The sequence below is a fragment of the Streptomyces sp. NRRL B-1140 genome (genome assembly GCF_001280065.1).
GTDB lineage: Bacteria > Actinomycetota > Actinomycetes > Streptomycetales > Streptomycetaceae > Streptomyces.
The window spans coordinates 1-11,119 of record NZ_LGEA01000134.1 but is presented as its reverse complement, the minus strand read 5'-3'; the positions used below and the strand labels follow the sequence as shown (position 1 = coordinate 11,119).

The window sequence follows — 11,119 nt, the reverse complement described above, 5'->3', positions numbered from 1 at the left end:
TGTGCGGTGCAGCTTAGACACCTCCACCACACCGGAGGTCTTCGCCGTGATCAAGACCCCGGCCCTGTCAACAACGCTCGTGATCAATACACCTAGGCCCCTGCCGAGGGGCCCGACCACGGCCGAGCGCTCTGTATGGACGGAGCCCCGAGCACCGGACGGCCTGCCAAAGCCGCCGGAACCCGGGGTGACGCTGGTGGCTCAACAGAGGCCCCCTGCCAAAGGGGCTCCTGGAGAGCCGGGGTGGCCCGCTTGCCAAAGCGGACCAGGTGCCCGCCTGCCAAGGCGGGGTGTTGCGAAGGAAGAAGACCCAGCTCGATGAGCTGGAGCCCAGAACCGGCGCCAACCGGGGACTGGGCGGCCGACCTGACGGTCGGCGAGACGGGCCGCGCGGGGCCACGGTGGATTGCAGTCCACCTCATTGGCGCGCGCGGCCGATGGCCGCTAGGTCATCCCGACCCCCTTTCGGAGGTCGGCGTCGTGCTGCCTGCATTCAGCTCAGCGACCTCGGGGAAACGCTCCGCGAGCCCCTTGAGTAGGTGGATGTAGACGGCGCGATGGGGCCGCCGGGGGTGGGTCTGGCCTAGCTCCCAGCGTGCTACGGCTAGGCGTTTCACGCCCACGGCGTCGGCGACTTCCTGCTGGGTGAGCCCTGCAGCGAGGCGCAGCTGCTGACGCACGCGTGGCGTCGGCAGGACGTCCTCGAGGAGAGCGTTGACCCGCTGCATGGGATCCGCGTCGGACATGCCCCAACCTCTCATGATCACCGAATCCCTGAAAGATACACCACGGGATCGATCTCGGCTAGCACGCATCGATACGCCGATAGGGCGGTGAGCATTGAGCCTCAACATGGCCTCAGGACCGAGGCGTAGTAGGAGGCGAGCACAGCTTCCGCCCCAGAGCCCTGCGCCGTCGTGACGCGTTGGAACTGGGCCGACCTCAAGTCGCCAGCGACCCGGATTCGAGGGTGCTGTTTATCGGGAGGGCAGTAACCGTCCTTGCTCGAGGTGAGACCGTCCAGACCCGCTGGCGTGTTGCCGAGGTTGTTCAGCACCGTCTTGGCGACGTAGGACTTGCGCTCACCCTGCCGGTCCTTGACCTGCAAGCTCCACTCGTCTCCGTAGGCCATCGGCGACAGGACGACGTGAGAGACAGGCACGATGCGCACGCGCTCGTCCTCCGCGACCTCGGCGATCTTGTAGTCATCCGCCGGTGGACAAAGGACATGAAGCGTCGTGGAGGAGTGTGGGTGGGTGCGGAGCCAAGTCCCGAGGGGGCGGTCTCCTCCGAGAACATAGGTCCGGCCTGCCAGGTCTGCAGGCTTGGTGCGCCACAGCGGAGGCACGGACAAACGTTCAGGAGCGCTGATCCAGTCGGCATCGGGCGGAGCCAGGGCAGCGACGCCGGTGGCGACCACGATCAGCTGTGCACTCAGTGCGCATCCGTCCTCGAGTACGAGCTCCGCCCGGTCGTCGTAGCCGGTGACGCTGGCCGCACGGCCCTGCATGACGGAGCATCGGCCAGCCTCCTGTAGGCGGTCCAGGTCGGCGGCAAGGGCTTCAGCAAGTTGGGGGCCGGTCGACCAGTTGCCAGGGACGTTCTCCAGCGCCCCGATGACATGCAGCTTGCCGCCTACTGAGTCAGCCTCCACGATGACCGTTCGAAGGTTCAGACTGGCAGCCATCACCGCGGCCGCCACGCCTGACGGGCCGGCGCCGACTACCAGCACATCTGTCTCGTGCGGTGCGTTCATGCGTGGGCTCCCTGCGTTCCGGTGATTCGGGACAAGACAACTTCGCTCGTGACCAGTTGCGCAGCGCCGATGTTCCGAGCGGCGAGCAGGAGTGCGGCGTCGTGGTAGCGGGCGCCGCCGGTGGAGGCACAAGCGTCGGTGACGACCCACGGCCGGTATCCGGCCTGATAGGCGGCGACAGCGGAGTCGTATACGCACGCGTCCGTGTCGATGCCGCACAGCACCAGATCGGTCCAGCCCGCCTCGTGGATGGTCCGGGCGCCCTCGGAGGTGAACACTGATGCCTGGGGCTTGTCGATGATCGCGGCGGCGGTGGCAGCGAAGGGAGCCAGGTCAGCAACGAGGGCTTGCTCCTCGGGAGTACGCAATCGCGTCCAGCCCGTGATCGTCTCGTACGGCGATCCGGGCTCGTTGTGGAACCGTGACAGCACCACGGGAGCGCCGGCTGCTTGCCAGCCCTCCACCAGGCGAACGACCGCAGGGATGATTCCGCGGCTGTGCTGGTTGATGAAGCCCTGCTGTACATCAATGACCAGCAGCGCTGTCGATCGAGGGTCCACCCACTCCGCCTTCCACATGGCCGTCACGGACTGCTGTCTCGGAGAGCGTCCTGGGCGGCGCGCAGCCGATCAGGAAGTTCGCTGGTGGCCAGGATGGCCTCGCGCATCACACGGTGTTGGGCGGTCTCAGTGGGGCGCGCGGTAGTGAGCCGGAAGTAGGCGCTGCGCAGGAAGCGCCAACCGTAGGCCGTCGGCATCACCGGGTCCTGGCCGTCTTCGATCGTGTGCAGGATGTGCGACGAGAGGGCCCAGAGGGCCTGTACGTCGAGCTCAAGGGCCACGATCTGGCTCATGGTCAGAGCCCGCTCGTCCTGCTGCGGGTGATAGGCGACACCGGACCAGCCGACCACGCCGCGGGAGACTCCGCCGTCGAATGTCACGGCCTCGGGGTGGGCCCAGCCGTCACGGAACTTGGCTTCCTCTACCCCCGGTCCGAGCGGCACCACATCCGCTGGGTTCTGCCGATTGACCAGCACTGATGGCGTAGCGAGCAGCTGGAGAGCCGTATCCAGGCCGGCGCTCGACCAGGAATGTGTGCGGAGCTCGTAGGCCGACAGCACGTACTGCGGAACGAGCGACTGGGCAGGATGGTCCGTGCCGTCGCCGTGTCGAGCCAACAGGTGGGCCATCCACTCCCCTACCCAGCCCGGCTCCTTCAGGTACGTGCGGTAACGCCACAACGCCAACTCGGTCAACGACTCGAGATGGTGGTGGTGCTCCTCGAGATGCACCACTGCGACACCGCAGGCGTAGATGTGCACCGTCGACGACTGCGCGGAGTGGTGGTCAGCCGGCAGGACTCGCTGCTCCAAGCCGCCTGGCCCTGGCTCGCATGGCGAACCCGCAGCGTAGAGGGGCGTACTGCGCTCACCGAGGTACACCGGCAAGAACTTGTGGGAGACGACCGTGCACGGTGCCGGACGCGCTGCCGACTCTGCGTTGAGGGGAGTTGACGCTCCACGCAGCGCTGCCAGACGGAGGCTGAACGCCTCCTGCTCGGCTGGGGTGCACTGGAGGAGTGCCGTGTCCAGGATCTGCGCCATCTGGGGACGGCAGACGCTTGTCTTGTTCCGCTGCCAGTTCGAGACGGTCCGGGGGCTGATGCCGAGGCGACCGGCGAACTCGCGCACGGACGCTCGCATCACCGACCGCAACAGCAGCGCCTCCTCACCTGTCCACCTGTCCACAGCGATCACTACACACCCCCTTGGCGGTCACCTTCCAGGCATCAACGACGCTATTGCCACGCTGTTGCTACACCACTTCCACGGTCGGACATCTCGCTCAAGGCCCGTGGTGCGGATGCTGTTTCTTGTTGATCCACACCCGCAATTCCGGCCGGAGGAACCATGGCGATCCCGGGCACACCCCAGTGCCGCGCTCGCATCGAGTCCTGTGTGCCGTCAGGCATCGAAGTGCTTGCTGAGCTGTATGGCGGTCAGCACGCTGTCCGGCTGCCCGTCGTACACGATGTGCGGCTCATCGGCGGTCGGCGGGGAGAAACGGCCAGCATGCCTGAGCAGGTCCTCCTCGCTGAACTCGATGCTGTTCGGGTCGACCAGCGACTGTTCGTTGCGCTTCCGGATTCGGTCCCAGCGCACCTCATGCGGCACGGGCAAGTAGATGAGGACAGGCTCGCCGCCGGCCTCCATCACGGTCGCTGCCCACTGGGCCCGCTCTTCCGGAGTCCAGAAGCCGTGGTCAACTACGACGTCGTGTCCGGCCGCCAGGAGTTCCTGGAGCTCAAGGGCGATGTCCTTGAGGACGGGCGCCTCCCGGACCCTGAACTGCCCGCGGGGAAAGTCCCTGCCGTAGTGGCCGTAGCGGCGGAACATCTCCTCGTCAGGGCAGAGGCGCCGGAACCCGGCCTCTTCCAGGGCACGGGCGAGAGTCGTCTTGCCAGAACCCTGCAGACCGGACATGAGAATCGCGCGAGGCGCGGGGCTCGGTCGGCCGGACAAAGCGGCGGAGATGCGCGTGATCTCGAATCGTCCTTCCAGCGTGAGGGCGTCGGTGTGTTCGGCTCGGAGAAGGTGGCTGAGGCGGGTTTCGAGGCAGGAGACGAGCGTGTCGTCCAGGACGGCGGCGCCGGGCGTGGTCACCTCTGCACCTCTGACGTCGTGCGACGGGTGCGGCCTGGGGCGCCCAAGTCAACGCCGTACTCCAGCAGCTCGCCGTCGGCGTCCAGGAAGCGCGCGGTCAGCACAAGGATCGCTGCGATGGTGTCGGCTTCCAGCTCCAGGAGCTCGAGGTCGCGTTCCGTTGCGATGCGAGCCGATTCCTCATCCACGCGCTTAACGACGTGCCGCCCGGTGGCCTGGGCGATCAAGTCGAGCGACAACCCGCCCTTGAGTCGCTCGCTCCGCGCCAGCTCGGGCACGGCCTGTGCGAACTCCGCTGGGATCCATGACGTGGAGTGGGAGACGATGCCATGACCGTCCCTGTAGACACGGCTACGGCGAATCACGTCGTCACCAGGCGAAATACCCAGCACCTCAGCGACGTCTTCGGGAGCCTCGACTATGCCGGCGGTGTGGCCGGACGACTTTTCGCCGACGCCCCACGACGACTGCGTCTTGCTGCTGCGGTCGTGGCGCTCCGCCCCGGAGGACAGCGAGATGGGGCGTTCCATCACCTCGGTGCCGACGCCCGGGATGCCCTGCACGAGCTTCTCTTCGCGCAGCAGCCGCATGGCTCGGTCCGCGGTAGCTGTGCTGACCTCCCACTCGGTAGCCAGGGTCTTGATGCTGGGCAGGAGGTCGCCCGGCGAAAGCTGCCCAGAGGTGATCAGGTCGCGATAGTGGCCCGCGATGCGCGCGTACGGCGGCCGATTGTCGGCTCGGGGTGGCCCTGACATGTGCCTTCGCCTCCTTCAAATTCCCTCTGGATGCCTCACTATACCGCTTGACACGTGAGGGTACCTGAGGCAACCTGATGTATGTAAGGCGTCGGTGATCCTCCGGGAGCACCGAGTGAGCACCATCGCAGCAGATCGCCACCTCGGTGGCCGGAGTCCAAAGCCCTAGCCACCTCGGTGGCCGGAGCCCGAGGCACCTCTAACTCCTCCGCCCATGGTCTGCAGCGAGTACCACCCCGCAGCGCTGATGCGTTGTCTGTCCTTCAGGACGCCGGTTCGCCGTGCGGCCTGAAGGGCGGAGAGAGCACCTGCGATGCACTCCTGCCACTTCGTTTGAAGGAGCCCTCATGCCTACGCGAACCCGCGATCTCACCGCTCAGAAGCGTCCGCGCCGCGTCCGGTCCCGCGCCATCAACACGCTCCCCCCGCTGGTCGTCTCCAGCCTCAAGCCGCACGAAGTCGACCTCGCGTACTCCACGCTGGTCTGCCCCACCTGCCGCACCTGGGTGCCGATCAACGCGCCGCACAGCGCGCGGCCCAAGCTGGTCCCCCACCACACGGAGAAGGCTGGCACCGAAGACCCGATCCGCTGTCCCGGCAGCCACCGCCTGGTCACCATCAACCTCACCGTCGACCAGTGGTTCCAGCGGCTGGAAGAGGGCCTCACCCAGACCGCTGGCCGACGCCCCACCCGCGTGATCCGCAAGCCGAAGACCGGTTCGACCCCCGCCGTCATGCAGATCGTCGGCGGCACCGTCGACGACAAGACGGCCCGCAAGCTGGACGAAGCCCACGTCCGCGGCTGCTCGGTCTGCTCCATCAAGGACGACAAGGGCAACATCCTGCGCGCCGCCGACCTCACCTCCCGGTGCACGGACGGCCGCCGCCTCGCTCAGCTCGCCGCGCACACCAAGCGCCTCGCCCCCGCCCGCCGCAAGGCGCAGATGGACCGCGAGGACTGGAACGACCGCCGCGCGTGGGGCCTGCGCCTGCTGCACGAGCAGCAGTGGCAGAACGTCTCAGAGTCGGTCGCCGACGCCGACATCCGGCGCGTCCGCGACACCCTGGCCGCGCTGATCCAGACACTCAACCCGCACAAGGCCGACGCCCCGCAGCTCACCGACTGGGAGCGCGCCGACCTGATGAGCGCGATCACTCTCCTGGCGACGCAGGAAGAGCAGCTCACCCGGTAGGACCGCACGAACCGCCACGGCCCCGGCCATCCCGAGCGATCGGGGAGGCCGGGGCCGCGGCTGCTCGTACGAAACGGACAGCCTGAACAGCACGACAGCCCCGGCGACTTGAGACCCTCCGGGGCTGTCCAGGACCCGATTGGAGACCTGATGCCCACCAGCATCGCACGGAACGACGACACCACCGACCCGATCATCGAAGAGGCCCTGCGCCGGGTCCGGCAGGGGAAGTGATCAGCATGGACTGGCGCCACAACGCGGTCTGCCGCGAAGAGGACCCCGAGCTGTTCTTCCCCATCGGCAACACCGGCCCGGCGCTCCTGCAGATCGAGGAGGCCAAGGCCGTCTGCCGTCGCTGCCCGGTCATCGAGCAGTGCCTCCAGTGGGCGCTGGAGTCCGGCCAGGACGAGGGCGTGTGGGGCGGCCTGTCCGAGGACGAGCGGCGGGCGATGAAGCGCCGCGCCGCCCGCAACCGAGCGCGGCAGGCATCGGCATGAGCGACGCCGACCAGAAGCGCCTGGAGGACGCAGTCCGCCGGACCAACGCCGACCACGCCTTCGGCCGCCGCGCTCACGGCTGACCGCACGACGGGACGGAAACCTAACTTCCCTCCGGCGCACCGCCGTTCGACCAGGCCGGTCGCCCGCACTACGGGCGGCCGGCCTTCCGTATGACTCCAGCCCGGGAGATCATCTCGGGCTTCCCCGGTAGGAGCGCCCATGCGTAGCAGCACCCAGCTCGACACCGCGACCACCGGCACCCGGCTGCCGGGCTCGCTGTGCACGCACACCCCGAAGTGCCCGACGGCCGACAGCCCGGACCGGGAGGCCGCGCACGTCGTGGCCGCTCACCCGGAGGACCAGGGCTGGAGCCTGCTGTGCAACGCCGTCCTGCTCTTCGAGGACACCGGCGGGCTACTCCCCGACGGCCGGGTCGTCGACCCGCACCGTCCCGTCGCGGCCCTGGCCTGACGGCTGCCTGATCCGCCCGTTCCGACCGCCGAACCTGGCGGCCGGAACGGGCGGTGAATGGGAGCCGGACAGTCCGGACCACCTGACCCGCCAAGGAGTTGCCGTGCGCGACAACGCCCAGAGCACCACCCCCGCGATCAAATTCGAGCGGGGCCAGTTCGTCCTGTACCGCGACCCGGAGAAGTTCTGGACCGGGCAGGCCGGCCACACCTTCGTCTGCCGCATGGACCGGGTCTGCCTGGGCGACACCTACGACCTGACCCCGCTGCCCAACGGCCGCCCGATCTACTACGCGAACCCCGACTACATGCGACTGCTGCCGGCCGTCGACGCGATGCGCGACATCGACACCGCGCCGCTGAACACCGACGCCGCGGCCGACGACATGACCGCGGCCGCCCTCGCCTGGCTCACCCAGCAGCACGCGACCGCCAACCAGCGGCCGGAGCTGCCCGCCCAGCGCAACTGACCGAACCACCCGTGAACCGCCGCCCCGGCCGGGGCGGCATCGACCTGGAAGGAGGCGGCGTGGCCGCCACTCGAACCCGCAACAAGAGGCCCACCGCCCGCAAAAAGCCAGCGGCGCAGTCCCGTCCGGCTCCGCAGCCCACCGCCTCCACCACTCCCGATGCTCCCGACGCTCCCCCGGCCGGAACGATGGAGACGGAGATGCACTTCGAGGCGCTGGCCCGGGTCGCGGACGCCCGGGACCGGGCCGCCGACATCATCGACACCGCGCGCGAGCACGGAGCCGCCCTCCAGGCGGAAGCCGAGATGGCGGCCGCGCGCACCGTCTCCGACACGCACGAGCAGGTCACCGCGCTGATGACCGAGGCGCAGAGCCGCGCCGCGAGCATCACCGCCGACGCCGACCAGGAGGCCACCGCGCAGCGCGCGGCGGCGAAGAACGACCTGGAGGCGGCGCGCGACGAGGCCGACCGGCTCCTGGCCGACGCGCGCGACCGTGCGGAGACCCTCGTCAAGGAGGCCCGCGCGCAGGTCGCCGACCTGACCGAGCTGGCCGCCACCGACCGTGAGGCGACCGCCAAGGCGGTTGCCGAGCTGCGGCGCCTGGCGGAGGCCGACCTCACCGAGATCAGCGCCCTGGTCGACCAGCGCCGCACCGAGGCCGGGCAGATCCTCGCCCGCGCCCAGGAGCAGGCCGACGAACTGGTGGCCGCGGCGCAGCGGGAGGTTGACCAGGCCCGCGAGCGGTTCGCCCAGCTCGCGGCGACAGCGGCTGAGCAGTACGACGGCCGCCGCGCGGAGGCGGAGGCGCTGTACGCGGACGCGGTCAAGGCAGCCGACGACCGGCGCCGCGAGGCCGACCAGCACGTCGCCGCCGCGCACACGGAAGCGGAGCAGGCCCGCACCGAGCTGCGCGAGAAGCTGCGCGAGCTCACCGACCAGTTCGACACGGAGGCCGCGACCAAGCGCAAGGCCCTCGCTGACGAGCTCGCCGGGCTCAAGGCCGCGTGCGACAAGCAGCGCGAGCGGCTGCGGGAGGAGGCCAAGACCGTCGCGGTGCAGCTGCGGGAGGCAGCCCAGAAGGAGACCGACCGCATCACCACGGAAGCGCAGCGCAAGGCCAAGGGCATCACCGACCGGGCGCAGGCCGATGAGGCCCGCGCCCGCCGGCTGCTCGAGGAGGCCCGGGAGGCGAAGCGGGCCAACTCCCGCTTCCGCGGCTGGCACCAGAACCTCAGCCGCAAGGCATGGAAGACCGCCCCGTGGATCGCGCTCGCCGCCGGCGTCGGTCTCGCCGCCTCCGGCGAGTACGAGCTGGCCCGCATGGTCGGCATCAACCAGTACGTCGCCCCGCTGCTGCCGGTCAGCATCGACGTCTACTGCGTCACCGCGTTCCGCGCCAAGAAGGACATCCCCTACGCGCTGCTGCTGATGGCGTCGGCGAACGTGACGTACCACCTGTCCGAGCAGGCCCACATCGTCAAGGAGGGCCAGTCGGCACCGTGGCAGCTGACCACGTTCGTCGTGCTGATCTTCGTGGCGGTCATCTGGCGCGTCCACACGCTCATGCACGACGACGGTACGAACGGGCACGGCAGCACGGCTGCTGCGGTCGGCCGTACCGGTACGGACAGCGGAAACGGAACGCCCGCCCGTACAGGTACGCACCGGCGTACCGACGCAACGGACGGCATGCCGTCCAGCCGTACAGGGGCCGCAAACGCCGACCTGTACACCGCTCGCAGCGCGGTCCGGCCGGAGGAAATGGGCACCGGATGCGACGGTACGGACCCTGTACACCCCGCCTCGCACCCGCCGCACGATGACGGGTCCGAAGCGGCGGTGACCAGGCCGTACAGCGACCGTACAGACGGTGTACACACCGCTCCCAACGGGGCGCGGCGTACAGGTACAGCGGCTGCGGGGCGTACCGGTACGGCCAGTGCGGCCGTACAGGTGCGCACCGGGTCGGTCAGCGTCCGTACACAGTCCGGCAGTGACGGTGTTCCGGAGGCTCGTACAGGTACGGGTGCCGCGTCTTCTCCTGCAACCGGAACCAGCGGTACGGCGGGTACGGACCGTCCCGGTACGCCTGTACGGACGGACGCTGAACTCCTGCCGCTCGTACAGAACCTGCCGCGCGACGAGGACGGCTTCGTCACCCTCTACCAGGTCCGCACCAAGCTCAGCGTCAACCAGTCCCGCGCAGTTCGGCTGCTCAAGGAGGCCGGCCTGCTGCGTCCCGAGGACGCGGACAAGCACCTGCGCTGATCCGCCGTCCGGCACACACGAGTGAGGGCCAGCCCATCGGAAGTGGGCTGGCCCTCGCCGCGACTGCCGGAAGCAAGTCGACAGCCCCACAAGTACACCAGGAGGGAATCCCCGCCGTGAACAGCGAAAACGACCCGAATTACGCACCTCTGCGCGACATCGCGCAGAGCCCGGAGGCAACCGCCCGGTACTTGGCCGACGTTCAGCGGGTCCTGCTGGACATCGGCAAGAACCTGGAGACCCTCGCGATCGAGACCCGCGTGCACCTGCGCAAGACGCATGTGGAGGGCGACCGCTGGTACCACGCCAGGCTGCGCGCGCTGCCCGTCGAAAAGGCCCTCGGAAACGTGCTCAAGAACCTGAACAACCTCACCGAGGGCCTGGAAAAGAGCGCCTATAAGCGCCGCGCCCACGACGAGGCCGTTGTGAATACGGCCAAGGAAAGGAAGGAAAAAGAGCTGGAAAGGCAGCGCAAGAAGAACCCGCAGCAGCTCCAAGCCGCGCCCAACTCGACGCAGCAGGGTGCGCAGAGCCTCAGTTCCGGCTATAGTATTCCCACGTCGATTTACGACCTGGGTAACAGGGAGTCGGCGTGACGCGCCCCCTCAGCAGCATCGAACGCTCCATTCAAGGGCGGAACGGCTGGCTGCAGGAAGAAGAGCGCAAGGCGATCGAACGTCGCGGAGAAATGGGCCGGATGGAATTCTGGCTCCGCGTTACTCGGTCCGAAATCACGAGGGAAGTCAAAGCCGGTCGCGGTGATGTCCTCACCGCATTCACGCTGGTCTGCCGCCTCTTCAAGCTGGTGCTGGAGAAGCGGCAGGCGGGCGACCCGCGGCTGTTCGACCACCTCATGCAGTATGCGGACACCGTCCTGAAGCAGCACGGCCCGCGTAACTGAGCGTCACCCACGAAGGCCCCGCCGGGCTCCGGCGGGGCCTAGCTGTATTGATCACGAGCGTTGTTGACAGGGCCGGGGTCTTGATCACGGCGAAGACCTCCGGTGTGGTGGAGGTGTCTAAGCTGCACCGCACACGGAGGTC

The 11,119-nt window shown here is 68.5% G+C and carries 13 protein-coding genes; 7 read left to right on the top strand and 6 right to left on the bottom strand.

Going from position 1 to position 11,119, the window contains the following annotated elements:
- Positions 1 to 449: 449 nt before the first annotated feature.
- From ADK65_RS31805 to ADK65_RS31780, 6 genes are all read right to left on the bottom strand, one after another.
- Entirely contained in the window at positions 450 to 746 is a 297-nt protein-coding gene (locus ADK65_RS31805) for a helix-turn-helix transcriptional regulator (protein WP_053674469.1), read from the bottom strand.
- A gap of 101 nt (positions 747 to 847) precedes the next feature.
- Positions 848 to 1,756 (bottom strand): NAD(P)/FAD-dependent oxidoreductase, encoded by a 909-nt coding sequence (locus ADK65_RS31800; RefSeq protein WP_053674468.1) that lies wholly within the window; start codon positions 1,754 to 1,756, stop codon positions 848 to 850.
- The gene (locus ADK65_RS31795; protein ID WP_053674467.1) at positions 1,753 to 2,343 is read right to left on the bottom strand and encodes an isochorismatase family cysteine hydrolase; all 591 of its coding nucleotides are present in this window, start codon (positions 2,341 to 2,343) and stop codon (positions 1,753 to 1,755) included. Before ADK65_RS31795 ends, ADK65_RS31800 begins: the two co-directional genes overlap by 4 nt.
- On the bottom strand, positions 2,340 to 3,512 hold the full coding sequence (locus ADK65_RS31790) for a helix-turn-helix domain-containing protein (RefSeq protein WP_053674466.1): 1,173 nt from the start codon (positions 3,510 to 3,512) through the stop codon (positions 2,340 to 2,342). Before ADK65_RS31790 ends, ADK65_RS31795 begins: the two co-directional genes overlap by 4 nt.
- 207 nt (positions 3,513 to 3,719) lie before the next feature.
- The gene (locus ADK65_RS31785; protein ID WP_053674465.1) at positions 3,720 to 4,418 is read right to left on the bottom strand and encodes an AAA family ATPase; all 699 of its coding nucleotides are present in this window, start codon (positions 4,416 to 4,418) and stop codon (positions 3,720 to 3,722) included.
- Complete coding sequence (locus tag ADK65_RS31780) at positions 4,415 to 5,173, bottom strand: GntR family transcriptional regulator (protein ID WP_053674464.1); 759 nt, start codon at positions 5,171 to 5,173, stop codon at positions 4,415 to 4,417. Before ADK65_RS31780 ends, ADK65_RS31785 begins: the two co-directional genes overlap by 4 nt.
- A 347-nt stretch (positions 5,174 to 5,520) precedes the next feature.
- Here ADK65_RS31780 and ADK65_RS31775 point away from each other — a divergent pair, with 347 nt between their 5' ends.
- From ADK65_RS31775 to ADK65_RS31745, 7 genes are all read left to right on the top strand, one after another.
- Complete coding sequence (locus ADK65_RS31775; protein ID WP_053674463.1) at positions 5,521 to 6,366, top strand: hypothetical protein; 846 nt, start codon at positions 5,521 to 5,523, stop codon at positions 6,364 to 6,366.
- Positions 6,367 to 6,605: 239 nt separating this feature from the next.
- On the top strand, positions 6,606 to 6,863 hold the full coding sequence (locus ADK65_RS31770; protein WP_053674462.1) for a WhiB family transcriptional regulator: 258 nt from the start codon (positions 6,606 to 6,608) through the stop codon (positions 6,861 to 6,863).
- Positions 6,864 to 7,142: 279 nt separating this feature from the next.
- On the top strand, positions 7,143 to 7,337 hold the full coding sequence (locus ADK65_RS31765) for a DUF5999 family protein (RefSeq protein ID WP_053674471.1): 195 nt from the start codon (positions 7,143 to 7,145) through the stop codon (positions 7,335 to 7,337).
- A gap of 103 nt (positions 7,338 to 7,440) precedes the next feature.
- The gene (locus ADK65_RS31760; protein ID WP_234353022.1) at positions 7,441 to 7,806 is read left to right on the top strand and encodes a hypothetical protein; all 366 of its coding nucleotides are present in this window, start codon (positions 7,441 to 7,443) and stop codon (positions 7,804 to 7,806) included.
- Between the two features lie 59 nt (positions 7,807 to 7,865).
- Positions 7,866 to 10,076: a hypothetical protein gene (locus ADK65_RS31755; RefSeq protein WP_053674470.1), complete on the top strand. Its 2,211-nt coding sequence runs from the start codon at positions 7,866 to 7,868 to the stop codon at positions 10,074 to 10,076.
- 116 nt (positions 10,077 to 10,192) lie between these two features.
- A complete protein-coding gene (locus ADK65_RS31750; protein WP_053674460.1) occupies positions 10,193 to 10,672 on the top strand; it encodes a hypothetical protein in 480 nt (159 codons plus the stop codon).
- Positions 10,669 to 10,977 (top strand): hypothetical protein, encoded by a 309-nt coding sequence (locus ADK65_RS31745; RefSeq protein WP_053674459.1) that lies wholly within the window; start codon positions 10,669 to 10,671, stop codon positions 10,975 to 10,977. The genes ADK65_RS31750 and ADK65_RS31745 overlap by 4 nt, the downstream gene beginning before the upstream one ends.
- The last annotated feature ends 142 nt before the right edge of the window (positions 10,978 to 11,119 follow it).